The 19,670-nt window shown below is 38.8% G+C and carries 17 protein-coding genes; 4 read left to right on the forward strand and 13 right to left on the reverse strand.

Annotated elements, in window-relative coordinates; genetic code table 11:
* Window positions 1-9 precede the first annotated feature (9 nt).
* Together rpmF and CC204_RS04700 are read right to left on the reverse strand one after the other, a co-directional pair.
* Complete coding sequence (gene rpmF, locus CC204_RS04695) at window positions 10-189, reverse strand: 50S ribosomal protein L32 (protein WP_069634653.1); 180 nt, start codon at window positions 187-189, stop codon at window positions 10-12.
* Between the two features lie 60 nt (window positions 190-249).
* Entirely contained in the window at window positions 250-816 is a 567-nt protein-coding gene (locus tag CC204_RS04700; protein ID WP_088269034.1) for a YceD family protein, read from the reverse strand.
* A 157-nt stretch (window positions 817-973) separates the two neighbouring features.
* Here CC204_RS04700 and CC204_RS04705 point away from each other — a divergent pair, with 157 nt between their 5' ends.
* Complete coding sequence (locus CC204_RS04705; protein WP_088269035.1) at window positions 974-1,753, forward strand: ABC transporter ATP-binding protein; 780 nt, start codon at window positions 974-976, stop codon at window positions 1,751-1,753.
* Window positions 1,754-1,818: 65 nt separating this feature from the next.
* On the opposite strand, the gene recQ is transcribed toward CC204_RS04705, so the two are convergent.
* From recQ to CC204_RS04730, 5 genes are all read right to left on the reverse strand, one after another.
* The gene (gene recQ / locus CC204_RS04710; RefSeq protein ID WP_088269036.1) at window positions 1,819-3,588 is read right to left on the reverse strand and encodes a DNA helicase RecQ; all 1,770 of its coding nucleotides are present in this window, start codon (window positions 3,586-3,588) and stop codon (window positions 1,819-1,821) included.
* A gap of 278 nt (window positions 3,589-3,866) precedes the next feature.
* Window positions 3,867-5,702: a translational GTPase TypA gene (typA, locus tag CC204_RS04715; protein WP_088269037.1), complete on the reverse strand. Its 1,836-nt coding sequence runs from the start codon at window positions 5,700-5,702 to the stop codon at window positions 3,867-3,869.
* Between the two features lie 183 nt (window positions 5,703-5,885).
* Window positions 5,886-6,659, reverse strand: a complete 774-nt coding sequence (locus CC204_RS04720; RefSeq protein WP_088269038.1) for an inositol monophosphatase family protein — start codon at window positions 6,657-6,659, stop codon at window positions 5,886-5,888.
* A gap of 1 nt (window position 6,660) precedes the next feature.
* On the reverse strand, window positions 6,661-6,939 hold the full coding sequence (locus tag CC204_RS04725) for a UPF0223 family protein (RefSeq protein ID WP_088269039.1): 279 nt from the start codon (window positions 6,937-6,939) through the stop codon (window positions 6,661-6,663).
* 40 nt (window positions 6,940-6,979) lie between these two features.
* Window positions 6,980-8,248: a voltage-gated chloride channel family protein gene (locus CC204_RS04730; RefSeq protein ID WP_088269040.1), complete on the reverse strand. Its 1,269-nt coding sequence runs from the start codon at window positions 8,246-8,248 to the stop codon at window positions 6,980-6,982.
* A 268-nt stretch (window positions 8,249-8,516) separates the two neighbouring features.
* On the opposite strand from CC204_RS04730, the gene CC204_RS04735 reads away from it, so the two are divergent.
* Entirely contained in the window at window positions 8,517-9,872 is a 1,356-nt protein-coding gene (locus CC204_RS04735; RefSeq protein ID WP_088269041.1) for an MATE family efflux transporter, read from the forward strand.
* Window positions 9,873-9,915: 43 nt separating this feature from the next.
* Here the strand turns inward: CC204_RS04735 and CC204_RS04740 are convergent, their stop codons facing one another.
* Window positions 9,916-10,422, reverse strand: a complete 507-nt coding sequence (locus tag CC204_RS04740) for an HD domain-containing protein (protein ID WP_087641507.1) — start codon at window positions 10,420-10,422, stop codon at window positions 9,916-9,918.
* 215 nt (window positions 10,423-10,637) lie between these two features.
* Complete coding sequence (locus CC204_RS04745) at window positions 10,638-11,603, reverse strand: aromatic acid exporter family protein (protein ID WP_088269042.1); 966 nt, start codon at window positions 11,601-11,603, stop codon at window positions 10,638-10,640.
* A 117-nt stretch (window positions 11,604-11,720) separates the two neighbouring features.
* Between CC204_RS04745 and CC204_RS04750 the strand changes: the two genes are divergently transcribed.
* Window positions 11,721-12,320: an FUSC family protein gene (locus CC204_RS04750; RefSeq protein ID WP_088269043.1), complete on the forward strand. Its 600-nt coding sequence runs from the start codon at window positions 11,721-11,723 to the stop codon at window positions 12,318-12,320.
* A gap of 46 nt (window positions 12,321-12,366) precedes the next feature.
* Here the strand turns inward: CC204_RS04750 and CC204_RS04755 are convergent, their stop codons facing one another.
* The 4 genes from CC204_RS04755 to CC204_RS04770 form a co-directional block, all read right to left on the reverse strand.
* Complete coding sequence (locus tag CC204_RS04755) at window positions 12,367-13,845, reverse strand: flotillin family protein (RefSeq protein ID WP_088269044.1); 1,479 nt, start codon at window positions 13,843-13,845, stop codon at window positions 12,367-12,369.
* A gap of 20 nt (window positions 13,846-13,865) precedes the next feature.
* On the reverse strand, window positions 13,866-14,390 hold the full coding sequence (locus CC204_RS04760; RefSeq protein WP_088269045.1) for an NfeD family membrane protein: 525 nt from the start codon (window positions 14,388-14,390) through the stop codon (window positions 13,866-13,868).
* Between the two features lie 287 nt (window positions 14,391-14,677).
* Window positions 14,678-18,103: an ABC transporter permease gene (locus tag CC204_RS04765; protein WP_227011231.1), complete on the reverse strand. Its 3,426-nt coding sequence runs from the start codon at window positions 18,101-18,103 to the stop codon at window positions 14,678-14,680.
* Between the two features lie 9 nt (window positions 18,104-18,112).
* Window positions 18,113-18,814: an ABC transporter ATP-binding protein gene (locus CC204_RS04770; protein ID WP_088269046.1), complete on the reverse strand. Its 702-nt coding sequence runs from the start codon at window positions 18,812-18,814 to the stop codon at window positions 18,113-18,115.
* A 187-nt stretch (window positions 18,815-19,001) separates the two neighbouring features.
* On the opposite strand from CC204_RS04770, the gene CC204_RS04775 reads away from it, so the two are divergent.
* Window positions 19,002-19,670, forward strand: a complete 669-nt coding sequence (locus tag CC204_RS04775; protein ID WP_088269047.1) for a DNA/RNA non-specific endonuclease — start codon at window positions 19,002-19,004, stop codon at window positions 19,668-19,670.

The following is a 19,670-nucleotide window of genomic DNA, read 5'->3' on the forward strand; positions in this document are numbered from 1 at the left end:
AAAAATGTTTTATGCTTCTTTAGAGACTACGTCTTTTCCATCGTAATGACCACATGCTGGACATACGTGATGGCTTTTTCTCATTTCACCACAGTTTGAACATGCATTCAAACCTTTGATCGTTAATTTGTAGTGAGTACGGCGTTTGCCCTTTTTAGCTTTTGATGTTCTTCTAGCTGGTACTGCCATTGGTGTTCCACCTCCTTGTAAAGATGTGTGCAGCAAGTGCACGATATATTCCAATCTTACTTAGTCATCATCACCATCAGCGTTTTCGCTAAATAGCTCGGATAATTTGGCAAGACGAGGATCCATTGTTTGTTGTGCTTCTGTTTCTCTTTTCTCCAAATATGCTTCTTCTGATAAGACTTCCCAGTCATTGCCTTTAGGCATCTCACTGCTAGTCATTTCTTCTTCAGTCAATACTTGGATCGGTATCGCTAAAAGAATGTTGTCTTCCACAGACTCGTCTAAATCGATCATCGGCTTCTCCAACAAGATGATTTCTTCCTCTGGTAAACGATCATCTTTCTTTTGATATTGCTCTTGTGTCATAAATACTTCGTCAACATCAATCGACATCCTAAGCGGAACAGGAGTTAAAGAACGTGAAGATGGCACAGTTACAATAACATCGATTCGATAGTGAATCAAATACTCCTCTTTGCCAACTGTTAGTATCCCCGTCACATTTATAGGACTAACATCCAGAATCAAATTATCTCGCTTCATCAATGAGGCTTTCAAATCTAATGTTTCCGAAAATTCTAATGGGTTGTCTTTGTATTTATTTAGTTCTAGTAAAGACCATTTCATATTCATCACCTCTTAACGCAACAAAAGCAATTATACAGGGGGATGAAAGCTTTGTCAATGAAATTTTCTTGACAGTATTTCCTTCTTTCACTTTTTTTCAGCCTGCTCTCTTCTATTCTTAATTTTTAATGGTAAAATAAGTCAAAGGAGGAGTTATATGAATGCATTTAAATTTGAACATGTCTCTTTTATTCGGGATAAAAAGATACTGTTAAATAACGTAAATTGGTCCGTTGATTCATCTGAAAATTGGGCCATTTTGGGATTGAACGGTGCAGGCAAGACGTTGCTTTTACAATTGATTTGCGGTTACCTTTGGCCTTCATCAGGGAGGTTAGAAGTCTTAGATGAAGTTTTTGGGCATACCTCGATTCCAGAGTTGCAACGCAGAATCGGCTGGGTCAGTACTGCTTTGCAGTATCGAATGAAAAATTGGGAAACCGCTGAGCGCATCGTTTTATCTGGTAAGTTTGCCAGTATCGGCATCTACCAAGAGTATACAAATGAAGAACTAGAGGAAGCCAAAATGATTTTGACTAACGCTGGTGGTGCTTCATTGATCGGAAAAAAATATGAAGTATTATCTCAAGGTGAACGGCAGCTTGTTTTGATCTCTAGAGCTTTGATGGCACATCCAGAATTATTGATTTTAGATGAACCTTGCAACGGTCTTGATTTATTTGCACGTGAAAAATTACTAAAGCAAATTCAGCAAATCGCAACTCAAAAAAGCCATCCAACTTTACTTTATGTGACACATCATACTGAAGAGATTCTTCCTTGTTTTGAGCATCTGATGCTGTTGAAAGATGGGGAGATTTTTGCGAAAGGTACTCGTGATAGTCTTTTTAACGAAAAAAAATTTACTGACTTTTATAACGAACCTATTCAGATCGTCTCTTTAAAAGAAGATCGTTTTGCAGTCTATCCCAAATAATTGGACTAATGATTTGTTTAGCTCGAGGATAAGAGAAAACAGTTTTCTCTTATCCTCGAGCGTTTTTAATCGTCTTTTGAAAAAGCTGTTATAGCCTCGATAAATTGTTCACCGTATTTATCAAGCTTGTTTTGTCCCACACCTTTTATTTGAAGGAGCTGGATCGAATTTTTTGGTCGTTTTTCACACATTTCTTTTAAGGTGCTGTCTGAAAAAATTAGGTATGGAGGAACCCCAGCATCCTGTGCTAGATCCAATCTTAGTCCTCTCAATACTTCAAACAATGCATCATCTATAGCGGCAACTTTACGTACGCGCTGATCTTCTTTTCTAAAAACTGTTTGTTTGCCTAATAAAACTTGGATACCGGTCGCTGAAACAGAAAGCAGCGGATATTGTCCATCGGATGGTGTCAAATATCTTTCGGCAGTCAAATAGTCGATCAGTTGAGTGACTTCCTTTTGAGTACGGTCTTTCATTAATCCATAGGTCGGCAAACGATGGAAATGCCATTGATCGATTTTTTGATCCTTTGACCCCGTCAATACTTTACCAACTAGGCCTTTACCAAATTTTTCTCCCATACGCTTGACGCATGACAGGACTTTTTGAGCATCGACTGTTACATCGACTAATTCTCGTTCATCTAAACAATTGGAACAGCGACCACATTCTGTTCCCTGCTCACCAAAGTAACGTAAAATGAACTGCTGCAGACACATTTGAGCATTGGCATACTGTGACATTTCACGCAGCTTCATATATTCTTTTTGCTTGTAGTCGATCGTCATTTCAGATTGATCGATAAAAAACTGCTGGATTTGCAGATCCTGAGGACCGTATAACAATACAGCATCACTCGGCAGCCCATCACGACCAGCGCGTCCTGCTTCTTGATAATAGGACTCAATATTCCCTGGTATTTGAGCATGGATGACAAAACGTACATTACTCTTATTGATCCCCATACCAAATGCATTTGTAGCAACCATCACCTGTATTTTGTCAAATAAAAATTCCTCTTGATTATGATTTCGATCACTCTCATTCATGCCTCCGTGGTACATACCAACAGCAATTTTCTTACTTTTCAATAAATGATAGATTCGTTCTACTTCTTTTCTAGTGCTGGCATAGACGATTCCAGACTGATCTTTGTTCATCTTTAAGTATTCCAGCAAATAAACATCGCGATTTTGATCTTTCACTACTTGAAAGGATAAGTTTTCACGGGCAAACCCTGTTTGTACTTGATTCTGTTTTGGTATGTGTAATTGCTCTAAGATATCTTCTGCAACTTGAGGTGTCGCTGTAGCAGTCAATGCAATGACTGAAGGCTGTTGCTGAAATTGTTCAATGATTTCGGCTAAACGTAAATAGCTAGGACGAAAGTCGTGTCCCCATTGAGAAATACAGTGTGCCTCATCTACAGCCAGTAAATCGATCGGTACGTGTAAAAGCAGTTGCTGAAAATCAAAAGATTCTAAGCGTTCGGGTGCTACATAAAGAAGTTTGACTTTTCGATCTACAGCAAGTTGAACTCGCTTATTCATCTCTTGCTGAGAAATCGTGCTATTGATAAACGTTGCAGGGATCCCCATCATGTTTAGAGCATCGACTTGATCTTTCATCAAGGAAATCAACGGAGAAATCACTAAAGTCAGATTCTCTAAAGCAAGTGCAGGCAGTTGATAGCAAATCGATTTACCGCCACCTGTGGGCATGATTCCTAATACATTTTCTTTATTTAATACATGATTGATGATTTCTTCTTGACCTTGACGAAAATCATCATAGCCAAATTTTTCTTTTAATAGCGCTTTTATGTCAATCATGTGGTTCGCTCCATTCTTTGTATATGACAGTTATTTTAGCACGCTCTATCTTGCAATTCAATAAAGGATCATGGTTCACCGTGAAACAAATCAGTTTTCGTGAAACATCTCTGTACTTAACTTTTTTTCAAAAATCCTTATTTACCAAGCTTTATAAAATAGTATACGCATTTTTATCACTTTCTATTTAGAGTTATCCACAAAAAAAGATGGGACACAACAATCATTGTCATGTCTCATCTAATTTCGTGTAGCTAAGAAATAGCCAAACGACGAGTTTATTCTGCTACTTTTTTCTTTTTACTTGCTTTTTCACGTTCATTTTTGTTTAAAATTTGTTTTCTTAAACGGATGCTTTCTGGTGTTACTTCACAGTACTCATCCTCATTCAAGAATTCTAATGATTCTTCTAATGTAAGCTTTTTAGTTTTTTTGATCACTGACGTTTGGTCTTTAGTCGCAGAACGTACGTTAGTCATTTGTTTAGCTTTCGTGATATTTACTGTTAAGTCGTTATCACGGTTATTTTCACCGATGATCATTCCTTCGTAAACTTCAGTCGTTGGTTCTACAAAGACTGTTCCGCGTTCTTCAATACTCATGATACTATACGTAGTTGCTTTACCTGTATCGATAGAAACAAGAGCGCCTTGGTGACGTCCGCCGATCGTTCCTTGGATCATCGGTAAATATTGATCAAAAGTATGGTGCATGATTCCATAACCACGTGTCATTGATAAAAACTCAGTTGTATAACCGATCAAACCACGAGCTGGTGCTAAGAAAATCAAACGAATTTGACCGTTACCAGTATGGATCATGTCTTGCATTTCACCTTTACGTTGGCTTAATGACTCAATGACACTCCCCATGTATTCTTCTGGCGTATCGATTTGAACACGTTCAAAAGGTTCACATTTTACACCTTCGATTTCACGTTCAATAACTTCTGGACGAGATACTTGTAATTCATACCCTTCACGACGCATGTTTTCGATCAAAATCGACAAGTGCAATTCACCACGACCAGAAACAGTCCAAGCATCTGGAGCAATTGGTTCTACGCGTAGTGATACGTCTGTTTGTAATTCTGCCATCAAGCGTTCTTCGATTTTACGCGCTGTGACAAATTTACCTTCACGACCGGCAAAAGGAGAGTTATTTACTAAGAATGTCATTTGTAATGTTGGTTCATCGATGTGTAAAATCGGCAGCGCTTCTTGATGCGCAACGTCTGCTACTGTTTCACCAACGAAGATATCTTCCATACCTGAAACGGCAATTAAATCGCCTGCTTTTGCTTCATTGATTTCCACACGTTGTAATCCGAAGAAACCGAAAATTTTAGTTACACGGAAATTTTTCACACTACCGTCTAATTTCATCAAGGCAACTTGGTCGCCCACTTTCATTGTACCGCGGAAAACACGTCCGATACCGATACGTCCTACATAGTCATTGTAATCTAATAATGAAACTTGGAATTGTAATGGTTCATCTGAGTTATCAACTGGAGCTGGTACATGATCGATGATCTGATCAAAGATCGGCGCCATAGTTGGTTCTTGGTCTTCTGGATCATCAGAGTTACTTGAAGTTCCATTTAAAGCTGATGCATAAACAACTGGGAAGTCCAATTGTTCATCATCCGCGCCTAGTTCAATAAATAATTCTAATACTTCATCCACAACATGTTCAGGACGAGCAGAAGGTTTATCGATTTTATTTACGACAACGATCGGTGTTACTTTTTGTTCTAGTGCTTTTTTCAATACGAAACGTGTTTGAGGCATCGTTCCTTCATAAGCATCAACGACTAAAACCACACCATCGACCATTTTCATGATACGCTCAACTTCACCACCGAAGTCCGCGTGTCCAGGAGTATCTAAAATATTGATGCGGGTGCCATTGTAATCAACGGCTGTATTTTTGGCTAAGATCGTGATCCCACGTTCGCTTTCGATCGCATTTGAGTCCATCGCACGCTCTTGCAGCTGCGTATGTCCGTCTAATGTTTGCGATTGTTTCAATAATTCATCCACCAAGGTTGTTTTCCCATGGTCGACGTGGGCGATAATTGCTACGTTTCTGATATCTTCTCTGTATTTCACTGTAATTGCTCCTTATCCTTTAGCCTTACGTCACTTGTTCATTTAAATCCGACTGTTTATTATAGCAAACTTTTTTCATGAAATATAGTCTAAAGCTTTCAAAAGTTATGAAAACTTCATGATTTTCTTGCTATTTTCTGAAAAATAGCACATTATTCGCTAAAAATCAACCTCAGAGTTCGTTTACTTATCTAAAAAATTGGTTTTAATTTCGCTATATGCCTCTGGAGTTGCTGCTAAAAAGTATTCGCGTCCAGAAAACGATAACGCTTTTCCTTCTATAGTTGAGTAGCTAAAATGGAATTCCTCCAGTAAAACGATCCCAGCTGCATAATCCCATGGGCTCAAATTAGAAACGTAACCAATATGATTGCCTTTTAGCATGGCGATCATTTCGATTCCAGCACACCCACTCACACGTACGCCCATAGAAGCATGTCCAATCTTCCTAGCACAATGAATATCTTCACCAAACATGTAGGCATTCATTCCAAGCAGTCCTGCTGACAAGCCTAAATTTTTCGGTTGAATAAGCCTTTGTTCTCCTAAGAACACACCGATCCCTTTTCCGCCCCAGCATAATTCATCTTTCATCACATCATAAATAAACCCTAATTTTCCGATCCCATCTTCAAAAACGGCGATCATAATACAAAAGTTTTCCTGTTCCATAACAAAATTCATTGTGCCGTCAATCGGGTCGATGATCCAGACGCGGCCTGCTAGAGAGTCGATTGTGCTGTAGCCTTTTTCTTCTGCCAAAATTTTATCAGCTGGATAATGTTCTTTGATTTTTTTGATCAGCAATGTTTGGGTTTCTTCATCTATGGAGGTCACTAAGTCTGTTCTTCCTGATTTTTGTGAAACAGCGAAATCAGTTGTTAAGCTCGTTTGAATAAAGTCTGCCGCTTCTCGAATCCAATCCTTGATTTCAATGATCATTTTTTCTGCTGTCATTTTAATCAGCTCCTAGTTTTAATCTGCCTGTCTGCTGTTTTTTCGCTTGCTGAACCGTTCTATATAATGAATAGCCAGAGACTTTTTGAAATTCATTGCCTAAACGCTTTTCTTCACCAATGCTTTTAACGACCGTTTTAAAGCGTTGATAGATTTGTAAAAACTCCTCGGCATTTATCCCTGTTTCATTTGCCTGTTCCACTGCTGACCACATATTCGTCACGATGACCATCTCATCTGTGGTCCAGTCCAAATCTAAAGGGTATTGATAATCTTTCATGTCTTCACCTCTTCAACTAGTATAGCATATCTTCATGAAATCACTTTTTCCGCCGTTCTTGCCAGTTTGTCCATAATGGTAAAAACAACACTCCTTTTTCAACACCAATTCGCTGTGCAGAATAGATTCCAGCATTTCCAGAACACATATAGCTGATCAAACAAATCATGAAAAAGAAAACAGCAGCGTCACTGCCAAAAAGTTCGATCCCCATAATAAAACAAGCAATAGGAGTATTGGTCGCTCCTGAAAAGACACCAATAAAGCCCAGTCCAGCCAAAAATGGAATAGATACATGGAGAAGCGCAGCCAAGCTGCTGCCTAATGTTGCACCAATTTCAAATAGCGGAGTCACTTCGCCGCCTTGATAGCCAGCACCTAAGGATAGAACTGTGAAGAAGAGCTTGCCTATCCAATCAAACCAATAGCTTTCTCCATTGAATGCATCTTTTAGTAAAGGTAAGCTCAAACCAAGATATCGCTGAGTTTGTAAAATGAAAACGACGGCTACGACAACTGCTCCACCTAAAAAATTTCTTAAAACAACATTTTTGATCCAATTTGCATAAACCTTCTTAATACATACGATGGAACGGCTGAACAACCAGCCTGCTAAGCCAAAACAAATCCCAGCTGCAAAAATTTTGATAAATAAAGGCACTGTCCAGTCTGGAATTTGTCCCATACTATAATGCGTGTGCGTGACTCCAAACGCTTCTGTAACGAAATTTGCAAAAAAAGCTGCAAAAAAACTTGGAAAAATAGCATCTGACCTTAAACGTCCGATCACTAATACTTCTAAACCAAAAACTGTACCAGCCAGCGGTGTACCAAAGACTGAACTAAAACCAGCACTGATCCCGCTAATAATGACGATCTCTCTTTCTAATTTATCCAAACGAAATAAACGGCCAACGGCATTGGCAACTGTTCCACCCATTTGGACCGCTGTTCCTTCACGTCCAACAGAACCACCGAATAAATGTGTCGTGATCGTTCCGAATAAAGTTAATGGGATCAGTCGCAGAGGAATATTTTCTTGTTCACCATTTGCCTGATCGATCACAAGATTATTCCCTCTACTTGCATTGCCGCCATATTGCTTATATAAAAAGGCAAATAAAGCGCCACTAAACGGTAACAAAAATAATAGCCAGGTATGATTCAACCTGATTGTAGTCACCAGGTCTAAACTTTTCAAAAAAAATGCGGATAATATCCCCATCACAAGCCCAATTAGTGCAGAGATCATGAGCCATTTCATCATATGAATACTCATTTTAATTGGCATTTTCAAATCACTTTCCATACTTTCAACTCCTCTATCAATGTTGACTATTCTCAATCATACTACTTTTCAGTAACATACTGGTCAATTATATCAAAACTTTTTCAAATTAGATAAATCAAATTTTTTTATTCACATTTTTCTCAGTAAAGCCCTTGCAAAACTGATGGATTGTGCTACTATGAATAGGAAATTTTTAGCATACCTGATCTTAACGAAGAGGCGTTTTATTTTTAATTCAACATAGCATTTATTGATTTGATTTTTTACAGATGAAAGGATGTTTTCATTGAAAGAATTAACACATGGCAACCCAGCAAAACTGATTTTCTTTTTTACGATCCCACTATTGATCGGTAATATCTTCCAACAGTTCTATAATATGGCTGATATGATCATTGTAGGGCAAACCCTTGGAAAAGATGCTTTAGCAGCAGTTGGCTCCACCGGCAGCATTACTTTTTTGATCATCGGTTTTGCTCAAGGATTAACTGCTGGTCTGTCTATTTTAACTTCTCAGCGTTTCGGTGGTCAAGATTATCGTGGGGTGAAAAAAAGTTTTGCGACCGGCATCATGATCAGTGGGATCGTGACGATTATTTTGACAGTATTGAGCTTGATTTTTGTTCATCCGATGCTTGTCTTGATGCAAACGCCAAAAGAAATCATCGATGATGCACAGATTTTTATTTCAATTATTTTTGCTGGAATTTTTGCTGCAATGGCTTTTAATCTGTTGTCTAATGTGATCCGTGCACTTGGCGATAGTCGGACACCGCTTCTATTCTTGATCATTGCCAGTATTATAAATGTTGTTTTAGATTTGATTTTGATCATTAATTTTCATATGGGGGTAGCTGGTGCCGGGATCGCTACTGTTACCGCTCAAATTGTTTCCAGTCTACTTTGTGTCATTTATATTCGACGGAAAATTCCAAACCTGCAATTACGAAAAAAGGATTTTACTTTTGACAAAAAAGATTTCCGTGCTCATTTAAATATTGCCTTGCCTATGGCTTTCCAGTCTTCAATCATTGCAATCGGCGCCATTATTTTACAAGCTGCTTTGAATAGTTTAGGGACAGATGTTGTGGCTGCACAGGCAGCTTCCGGTAAAATCGAGCAATTTGCGACACAACCGATGATGTCTTTCGGCATTGCAATGGCTACGTTTACTGCTCAAAATTATGGTGCCAAGAAATACAAACGCATTCTACAAGGCGTTACTCAGTGCTTAATCATGAGTATTAGTTTTAGTTTGCTAGCTGGTGGGATCGTGATTCTTTTCGGTCAAAATCTCGTAACACTTTTTGTTAGTGCAAAAGAAACGGCGGTTCTTGATTTATCTCAGATCTACTTTAATGTCAATGGGAGTATGTACTGGCTTTTGGCGATTCTTTTCATTCTGCGCTATACGCTTCAAGGACTTGGGCAAAGTATCGTGCCTACGATTGCTGGAATCATGGAGCTGATCATGCGTTCATTTGCTGCGATCATTTTGACAGCTTCTTTAGGCTTTGTTGGAGCAGCCCTCGCCTCCCCGCTTGCTTGGGCAGGTTCGGTGATTGTTTTACTAGCTTCTTATTTTAAAGCAATCAAACGTTTAAAAAAACTAGAACAAGCACAGCAGTTGGAATCGCAATAAAAAAAACAACCGATTCTCTTATTTGAGAATCGGTTGTTTTTTATTATTGTACAGGTTGCTTTTTACCGAAGTATTGGCGCCATTTTGACTTCACTGCATTGGTCATTGGTTCTGATGCTTCTTTGACAGCACAATATTTGTCGACCATCGTAACAATGTAGCTTTCTTTGTATTTAGGCGGGGCAATCGTTGCTCCCCACATATGCTTGATGATAATGTCGCGTTCTAAATCTGAAAGCTCTGTCAGCTTCTCTGCATTTTTCACAGCGATCCTAGGATGCATGTAGGCATGTGAGCCTTCATCAAACTTTGTCGTCCGCCAATCGTAATAAAACAGATCATGCAATAAACCAGCACGAGCGGTTGCTCTTGCATCTCCGTTCCATTTCTTCGCTAATAGGTAGCTGTTGTAAGAAACGCTGATCGAGTGATCCAAACGAGTTGAATGAACATGCTGTGTGTAATTACTTAAACGCTGAACTTCTTCTTTTTCCAATAAATCTTCTACATAAGACATATATTCTTGATCTTCGCGCCATTTTTCAGTCATTAATTCGGGTTCCACCTTTTTGAAAAGCTGATCTTTCCCTCTGATTTGAAGAGGTACAAATCGAGCTAAATGATTTGAAAGACTTGACTTTGATTTGCCAATCATTGTGTCTTTTTAACTTGATGAAAGTATAGCACCTTGATTTTGGAAATACTAGGATTTTAGAAATCCGTAACTAAACTTTAATAATTGCTTTAGATTTGTAACGGTTAACACTACAAAGCTTTTTCATTTTGGTGTCTAGAGAACTCTGCCTTGATTTGAATAAAGGAATGAAAAACTTGCAGCAATTGAAAAATCTGCGCTCGATTCTCAAATTCTTCCCTCGTTTTTGGTAGCTCTTTTTTACGATAAACGTCATAAACTTGCGTGATTCGATCAAGAATCGCTTGTCCATCATTTGTTTCTGCAAATGTTTCTGCTGTATACTCCAATAACTGCTGAATACTTTCAACTTGTTCCGGTTCCACAGTTATTTTCTCTAAGATCCGCAGCATATCTTTTAAACTATTACTCTGCATTCTACGCATCGTAAAATAGTTTAAATAGTAATCATCAGATGATAATAAGTGATTTTCGGCATGTGTCTTCGCCCAAGTTTCACCTGTACGAATAAAAGCTTTAAGATCATCGCATTTTTCAAAAAGATTTCGTTCTTTGCCATGTTGATTCAAATAGGCCGCCATATTATTCAATATCTTACGAAACATGACTTCAATGACTTCCTGATCTTCTTTCAAACGTTTCTCAGCATCAGGCATGTAGGCATTCATCAATAAAGCAAAACCTACACCGATCGTCATCAATAAAAATTCATTTCCGATGAATGCCCAGGATAAATTTTTCTCAACTAAGTACTGAGTGACTAGCACTGAACTTACGACGATCCCATCGGAAAGCTTGAAATAGACTGCAGAAGGGATAAATAAGAGTAAAAAAATACCAAATGCAACAGGATTAAAGCCAAAAAGAGTAAAACAGATATAAGCAATCCCAGTAGCTAACGCTAATGACAACAGGCGATACAAACCTGTCAATATTGAGGTCTTTTTTGTGTTAGTCACACTTAAGACAGAAATAATTCCTGCAGATGCGGGGTAAAGCAATCCTAAGCTGCCTGCAACAACCATCGCTAGCGTGGCACTTACAGCAGTTTTGATCGTTCTTAAGCCAATTTTCATTTGACCTCTCCTTATAATTTTAGTTAATCTTTTATTTTAATACTAGTAATTTTACCTCTATTTCGGTTATGATGAAATAGTAAAGTCATTAAATGTTGATGATAGGAGTGGAAGCTCATGGAGGTTGGTCGTTTTCGCTTAGGTATGCGAACACTAAAAACTGCCCTCGCAGTAATGTTATGTATTATTTTATTTAAAGTATTTGATCGAGGCGCACCGATGATTGCTGCTTTAGCCGCTGTTTTTTCATTGCGGCAAGACCTGACCACCAGTGTGACTTTCGGTAAGTCCAGAATCCTCGGCAACACACTCGGCGGTGGATTAGCGATCGTTTACTTTTTAGTAAAAGATCTGTTCGCTAATGATTTTTTAGTCGAATTGCTGTTGCTTCCTATACTAGTTATTATCGTGATCGTAGTTTCTGATGGTATCAACAATAACTCAGGTATTATTTCTGCCATTGCAACGCTTTTGCTGATTTCCCTTAGTATTCCTCAAGGCGAATCTTTTTATTTCGCTTTAGACCGAGTCATCGATACATTTATCGGTACATTCATCGGCATTGGTTTGAACTTTTTTTTCAAACCGAAACCAATTGAAGAAACACACGAGATCGAAGAAGATCTTGCTGAACTAGCAAAAAAAGAGGCTGAACTAAAGGAACTTAGAGAAAAGGTTCAAGCGCGAGTGGAAGCTGAAAAACAAAATAAAAAATAAAGTAAAACTGCCAAGTTCTATACGAAACTTGACAGTTTTTTCATGTCTAATTTTCTTCAGTTGAAGAATCTTCACTATAAAAGTTTACATTGCTGTGCGTGCCCTTTTTAGAAAAGTTTTCAATCAATTCTTTGACATCCAACCCTGTTGTTTCTTTCAATGTTTCTTGCGTTCCCGCTAATAAATTCGTTGCATAGTTTGTAATACGGTTGGCTCCGGCATTTTCACCGCCGCCACCAGTATCAACAACAGAGATTTTATCGATGTTGCTAAGAGGTTGTGCCGCTTCTTTCATTAATTGAGGCAGCATTTCCATCACCATGCTCAATACAGCAGCTTCGCCATATTCTTTAAAGGCATCCGCAATTTTTTGTTTTGCTTCCGCTTCGGCAGCCCCACGAGCCAAAATAGATTCTGCTTCGGCTTGCCCTGCAAGACGTGTTTGATTTGCTTCTGCCTCGGCTAACGCTTCTACACGGAAACGCTCTGCTTCGGCTTCAGCTACTTCACGCGCTTTTTGAGCTAAGGCTTCCTGCTCTTTTGCATAACGATCCGCATCTGCTTTTTTCTTCACTTCTGAGTCGTATTGTTTCTCACGACGAATGATTTCTTTTTCTTCCAGCTCGATTTGTTTTTGACGCTCGATGACTTTGATCTCCATCTCTTGCGCCACAACTTCTTGTTGTGCTTTCGCTGTTTCTAAGTTATAAGCCTGATCGGCTTTTGCTTTAGCGATATCTTGGGCTTCTTTATAGGTTGCCAGTTTTAATTCTTTTTCTTTTGATGCTTCGGCAATTTCTGTTTGTCGTTGCAGCTCAGCCTGTTGAGAATCTTTTTCAGCTTCGGCTTTCTTGATTCTTGTTTCTTTCAATGCTTCGGCTTCAGCAATATCTGCATCACGTTTTACCTGAGCGATCCTTGGTTTCCCTAATGAATCAAGGTAACCGTTTTTATCACGAACCTCTTTGATCGTGAATGAAACAATGATCAGACCCATTTTCGCTAAATCCACACTTGCCACTTCTTGAACGCTTTGGCTAAATTTATCACGGTTCTGGTAGATTTCTTCTACAGTCATTGAACCTAGGATCGAACGCAGATGTCCTTCTAGAACTTCACGTGCTTCATTTTCAAGTTCTTCTCTTGTTTTACCTAAAAATTGTTCTGCAGCTGTGGCGATTTCTTCTACAGATGAACCAATTTTGATGATCGATGTACCGTCACACATTACCGGTACGCCTTGTTCTGTGTAGACTTCTGGTGTTGATACATCTAATTTACTTGATAGTAAGCTGATTCGGTTCGAACGTTGGAAAACAGGTAGCACAAATGCTCCGCCGCCGCGAACGATCTTGATTTTATTTCCTCGCTCATCTTTATGAACATTTTTACTTCCTAAATAACTCCCACTGACGATCAGTGCTTCATCTGGTTTGGCTGTTTGATATTTTGATACAAATACAATCAGCATCATCAATAAGATAAAAACAACCAAAACGATTGGTCCCAATAATCCTAACTCCATTTTCCTCTACTCCTTCTTTTTTAAACTTTCAGACTGCCCTTATAAGGGACAACATAGCAAACACGTTCCTTGACTTCAATGATCAAAACTTGTTCGCCGCGATCGATCGGTGTTTCTTGCGGTGCATACAACGCTGCTGGACGATTGATCGAACCGGTCACACTTTTCAGCTGGATCTCACCCATCCCACTGACAGGAATCGGTGTGATAACGGTTGCTTGAGTGCCTTCCATATCTTTTTCAGAGATCGAAATCGTTGATTCAGCATTTTTCATTGGTACTAAAACATAGAAATTAAGGAAAAACACTAGAATCGTTGCAAGCGAACCACTAACGATAAACAGAAAAACATGTCCCCAGTCAAGTAGCTGTTCACCTAAATAGCCGAACAATGAAGTAAATGCCAGCCACGGAATGATCAGCATAGGGTCAATGGGACCGTCAAAATCAAATACATCCCCAAAAATCACTAATAAAACAGCAATTCCAGCACATGCAATCAACACATATAGATAAATTGTTTCAATCGGAATTCCTTGAACCATGTTCTCACTCCTTTCCGCAAATAGGTCCTTCAGCTGCTTTTTTAAAGATGCCGCAGTCGATATTCCCACATATGCTCCTTTTCCGACGATAACTATATTTTACCAATACTTGATTAGAAATAACAGTAAATCTTTAAAAATCATACGAAGGATGTAGAGAAGCTAAACTACAAAAAATCTCCGCAACAAAACTAGAAAACAGTATTGTTACGGAGATCTACTATTAATAAACGGTGGCTAAAAGTTGCTTAGATTCGAGCGATGTTTAGTTCATCTTCTCTTTTGGTTTATTCATTTGATTTCAATGCTTCGATCATATTCACTTTTTTTAGTTTTCTGTGCATGAAAATCATAACCAACAAAGTGAAGAACATGGTGATCAAAGCTGAATAAAGGTAACTGATCCAATGAATAGTTGGTGAAAACATCAGCATATCTACTTCAACCGTTGTCAAAACATAGCTATGAACGATTTTCCCGAAGAAACAGCCGATCACGATACCGATCAATGTCAAAATGATATTTTCACGATAAACATACATCGTTACTTCATTGTCATAAAAACCTAACACCTTGATCGTCGATAATTCTCTGATTCGTTCTGAAATATTGATATTCGTCAAATTGTACAAAACGATAAATGCCAGTATCCCGGAAACAGTGATCAAAACCCAAACAACGATATTCAAGCTGTGGATCGTATCATCTAACGCATCACTAGAAACAGAAAGGAAAGAAACATTCAACACTTTTTTATTTTCCATCAGTGCTTTACCGACAGAAGCTTCTGTTTTTTCATTTAGTTTTTTATCAAAAAGTAGAAACTCTGTGTTATATTCAGGCGTTTTCTTGAAAATCTTCTCATAATATTCTGGTGTGATATAGGCAAAGTGTCCTGTATAATTTTCCGCAATCGCAGCAATCTTCAACTGAAATTCTTGGTTGTCATTATTTTTCAGAACGAGTGTATCGCCAACTTTATAGTTGAAAAGATTTGCAAGTTTCTCATTGATGATCACACCCGCATCCGTTAGCTGATATTTTTCACTGGTTTGGCGTTTGTTGAATAAAATGAACTGATCAATGGTTGCCGGATTTTTGGGTACATAAACTGAGACATCTTGTTTCGCATTGGTTTTCTTTGTCGTTTTTAGTGTTTCTACATGTAATGGCATTGTGTCTTTCAAATTCTTTGTCTTTTCAATTGAGCGTTGATATTCCTTTGATTCGTTTTCTGTTGCGTCTTCCTTGAAGGTCACGACTGCCTGATAATGCCAAATCTTATTAAACTGGACATTGACAATATCTGAAATTGAATCTTTCAATCCAAATCCTGTGATGATCAAAGCCATACAGCCAGCGATTCCCAACACAGTCATCAGCATCCTTTGTTTATAACGGAACAAATTACGGGCAGTCACTTTTTGAATAAAGCTTAAACGATTCCAAATTGGTTTTAAACGCTCCAGAAAAATTCTTTGACCTGCTTTTGGTGCTTTTGGACGGAGTAATGTCGCTGATGTACTGAATAAATCAATACGCAACACAACCATCGCAGCTCCCGCTGTACATAAAACAGCTACTAATACGCCGATCAAGCTGTAGCTGAAATACCACGGCGTGATAAAATCTGGAATATTATACAGTTGACCATACGCATCAAAAATGATCGTCGGGAATAAATAGTACCCTACAACCAAGCCTAAGATAGCACCACATAAACTAGCTATCGATGCATAAATCAAGAATTTGAAGGCTATTTCACCATTTCTATAACCTAATGCTTTCATGCTCCCGATTTCCATTCGTTTTTCTTCAACCATTCGTGTCATAGTCGTCAAACTAACTAAGGCTGCAATCAAGAAAAAGAAGATCGGAAAAACGGTCGACAAGGAGGAAATTCGGTCAGCATTGTCTTTATATTCAGAGTAACCAGGATTATCCGCTCTTGTAAAATAATAGTAATCTGCAGCTTTTAGTTCATTCAGTTCTTTTTGCTTTTCTGCCAGTTCTTTTTTGGCATCTGCTAATTTAGGTAAGGTTTCATTTTTCTTCTTCTCTAATTCAGCGGCACCTTCTTCATACGCCTTTTGTCCGTCATCAAGTTTATTCTGGGCTTCATCAAGCTGAGCCTGACCTTCGATTTTAGCTTGCTCAAGTTGTGCACGCCCAGCTGCTAATTGTTCTTTTCCAGCGGAAAGCTCTGCTTGTGCCTGAGCCAATTGAGCTTCTCCTGCAGCTATCTGCTGTTGCCCGTCAGCGTATTGAGCAATTCCCTGATTGATTGTAGTAATTGTTTGATCCAGGGTTTGCAAGCCTTGTGATACTTGTCCTTGTTGCGTAGACAACTCAGCTGAAGCGCTATTGATCGCGCCCATTACACCTGCAATATTTTCTCTAACAGGTTGAGCAATCAATTGATTGACTGCAGTTGAAATTCCGGCTGGTGACCCTAATGCGGCAACCGCTCCTTGTAATTGCGGCGCTGCTTCAGCAATGCTTTCAGCCAACGCTTCGTCGGGTACTCTATCTAAAAGAGCAACAGAAGAACCTAGACTTTGATACCCATTTGCTAATTGATTCAGTGATTCGCTAGTTGCAGCAAGCTCATTACGCTGCTGTTGTAAACTTGGCAAAGTATTTTGTCCTTCTATGACCTTGGCTTGTGCTTGCGCTAATTCATTTTTCTTAGTCTCTAATAAGCTGCTTTGATTCGCAAGTTCATTTTCACCATTTGTGATCGTTGCTTGATTTGCTGCTAACTCATTTTCTGCAGCTGAGATTTTCTGCAAATAAGTTTCTCTAGCTACTGCCAAATCATTTTTACCCACTTCAAGATCCTGTTTACTTGCCTGTAATTGCTCTTCTGCATTTTCTAAGGCTTTTTCCCCATCAGTAATTTCTTTTTGCGCTTTCTCAAGGGATTTTTTTGATTCCGCACGAATTTCTTGCGCTCGTTGCTCCGGTCTGTCTTTCATGACTTTCTCTAAAGCTTCGACTAATTGATCCCTTTGCTCTTCATATTCAGTTGAGTAGCTGTCTTTATCGGCTAACCCTTTAAAGGAAACGAGTAGTTCCGTATACGTCGGCAGATCCATATCCTCTTTTGGTATTACAGCAAAGAAATCTAAAGAACCTTTACCAACTGTTGTATTTCCTCTTGAGGTATTTTCAATATATTCCGGCGACCGAACAAAGCCAACGACTTTAAATTGATTTTTCTTCAAGGCTTTGTCTTGATTATCTTCTTTTGAAAGGGTCAGTGTATCTCCTATTTTATAGCGGCCATGTAAACTCGCCAGCTCATCTAAAACGACCTCACCGCTTTTCTTCGGCATCCGTCCAGTCACTACAGCATATTCTGAAAGTTCTTGTTTGTTATTCAAATCATAGCTGATAAATTTAACCGCACTATTTTTCTCGGTGACAACGATATCTTTTGTATATCTGGGCAAAACAGCTGTAATGTTTTTATCCTTTTGAATTTGCTTGATATCTTGATCGACCAAGCCTAAAGTCGAGACGATGCGGGCATCCGGCAATTTTTGTTTTTGGTAATAATTAGAGGCGGTTCTAGTCATGTCCGGCCCCGTAGCCTTTAGCCCGACAAAAACCATTACACCTAAAAAGATGATACCCATGATCGAGATAAAGCGGGTTTTTGACTGTTTGATTTCTCGAAAACTTGTTTTAAGTAGTGCTGTTTTTTTCACTACATCCACCTACCATTCTATCTCTGAAACTGGTTTAGGTTCATCATTGACTGTCATACTACGAACTTTAGCATCATTGATTCGAATGACCCGATCAGCCATTGGTGCGATTGCAGAGTTATGGGTAATAATGATCACTGTTGTTCCAGTGTTACGAGCTGTTTCCTGTAAAATAGTCAAAATTTGTTTTCCTGTCTCATAATCTAGTGCACCCGTCGGTTCATCGCAAAGCAATAATTTAGGACGCTTGGCGATCGCCCTTGCAATCGTTACCCTTTGTTGCTCTCCCCCTGATAATTGTGCGGGAAAATTATCCAATCGTCCGCCTAGACCTACTGACTTCAAAACTTCTTCAGGATCAAGAGCATCAGACACGATTTGTGAAGCCAATTCTACATTTTCTTTCGTTGTTAAATTAGGGACTAAATTATAAAATTGGAAAACAAACCCTACATCATTGCGACGATAAGTAGTCAATTGTTTTTCGTTATATTTAGCGATATCTGTCCCATCAATGATGATTTGTCCTTCATCACAAGAATCCATCCCCCCTAAAATATTAAGTACAGTAGATTTTCCTGCTCCGCTGGGACCTAAAATCACCGCGACTTCGCCTTTTTCTACTGAAAAATTGATCCCGTCATTTGCAGCGATCGTCGTATCTCCCATGTGATATCGTTTATATTCATTTATTACGTCAATATATGCCATTTTATTCAAATCCCCTCTCAAAGAAATTTTATCATAAGTAGTCAAACAAGTCCTCTGACAGATCAAATCTCTTTTTGATTTTTTCTTTTTTTTCCGTATAATAAGGAAATGGAATCAGATTGACATCATTCATACTGAATTGATTTTTCTATCGTTTCCACTTACAGTTATTGGTTAGGAGAAAAAGATGGCAAGAAAAAAACAAAAGCCCCCATTTAGCCCTGCTGTTGTGCTTGTGGCGGTTTTAATCATTTTAGTTTTAGGTGTGTTTGGTGTTCAGGTGCCTGATAGCATTCAGGAAATTTTCGGCATCCACACACAGCAGGAAACAAAACCAAGTGTCCCTAATTCTTCAACCTCGACGAATCCAGGACCAAAAGAATTAGGTAAAGCAACCTTTTCAGCGGCTGAAATGACTGACAGTAAAAAAGGCTGGATCGACTACCATAAACTTGATTCGCTAGGACGCGCTACTGGGGCAGATGCTTTGCTAAAACCGGCAATGGTCAACACAGGAACAGCAGCCAATAAAGATGTTCGACCGCCTGGTTTTATTTCCGGCTTAGACCCATACAATCATTCTAGAGGTCATTTGATCGGTCGCCAAATGGGCGGTTCAGGGGATGATGCCCGAAATTTAACGACACTATATCAGACTCCTGTGAACACTCCTTTTATGACAAAATATGAAAATCAGATCCGTCAAGCACTAGATAAAGGCGAAACTGTCCGTTATCGCGTTACCCCGATTTATGAGGGAACAGAGCTATTATGTAAAGAAATCGAACTTGAAGCAAAAGGGTTAAACAAAAATACGACAGTAGATTTTCGCGTGTCGATTTTGAATGAAAAATGA

Origin of the sequence: Enterococcus wangshanyuanii (genome assembly GCF_002197645.1) — a bacterium.
Taxonomy (GTDB): Bacteria; Bacillota; Bacilli; order Lactobacillales; family Enterococcaceae; genus Enterococcus_L; species Enterococcus_L wangshanyuanii.

Excerpts from the sequence above, each read along its gene's own strand:
- rpmF (WP_069634653.1), bottom strand. The coding sequence starts at position 189 with ATGGCAGTACCAGCTAGAAGAACATCAAAAGCTAAAAAGGGCAAACGC.
- CC204_RS04700 (WP_088269034.1), bottom strand. The coding sequence starts at position 816 with ATGAAATGGTCTTTACTAGAACTAAATAAATACAAAGACAACCCATTA.
- CC204_RS04705 (WP_088269035.1), top strand. The coding sequence starts at position 974 with ATGAATGCATTTAAATTTGAACATGTCTCTTTTATTCGGGATAAAAAG.
- recQ (WP_088269036.1), bottom strand. The coding sequence starts at position 3,588 with ATGATTGACATAAAAGCGCTATTAAAAGAAAAATTTGGCTATGATGAT.
- CC204_RS04720 (WP_088269038.1), bottom strand. The coding sequence starts at position 6,659 with ATGACAGCAGAAAAAATGATCATTGAAATCAAGGATTGGATTCGAGAA.
- CC204_RS04725 (WP_088269039.1), bottom strand. The coding sequence starts at position 6,939 with ATGAAAGATTATCAATACCCTTTAGATTTGGACTGGACCACAGATGAG.
- CC204_RS04730 (WP_088269040.1), bottom strand. The coding sequence starts at position 8,248 with ATGGAAAGTGATTTGAAAATGCCAATTAAAATGAGTATTCATATGATG.
- CC204_RS04740 (WP_087641507.1), bottom strand. The coding sequence starts at position 10,422 with ATGACTGAAAAATGGCGCGAAGATCAAGAATATATGTCTTATGTAGAA.
- CC204_RS04745 (WP_088269042.1), bottom strand. The coding sequence starts at position 11,603 with ATGAAAATTGGCTTAAGAACGATCAAAACTGCTGTAAGTGCCACGCTA.
- CC204_RS04750 (WP_088269043.1), top strand. The coding sequence starts at position 11,721 with ATGGAGGTTGGTCGTTTTCGCTTAGGTATGCGAACACTAAAAACTGCC.
- CC204_RS04755 (WP_088269044.1), bottom strand. The coding sequence starts at position 13,845 with ATGGAGTTAGGATTATTGGGACCAATCGTTTTGGTTGTTTTTATCTTA.
- CC204_RS04760 (WP_088269045.1), bottom strand. The coding sequence starts at position 14,390 with ATGGTTCAAGGAATTCCGATTGAAACAATTTATCTATATGTGTTGATT.
- CC204_RS04770 (WP_088269046.1), bottom strand. The coding sequence starts at position 18,814 with ATGGCATATATTGACGTAATAAATGAATATAAACGATATCACATGGGA.
- CC204_RS04775 (WP_088269047.1), top strand. The coding sequence starts at position 19,002 with ATGGCAAGAAAAAAACAAAAGCCCCCATTTAGCCCTGCTGTTGTGCTT.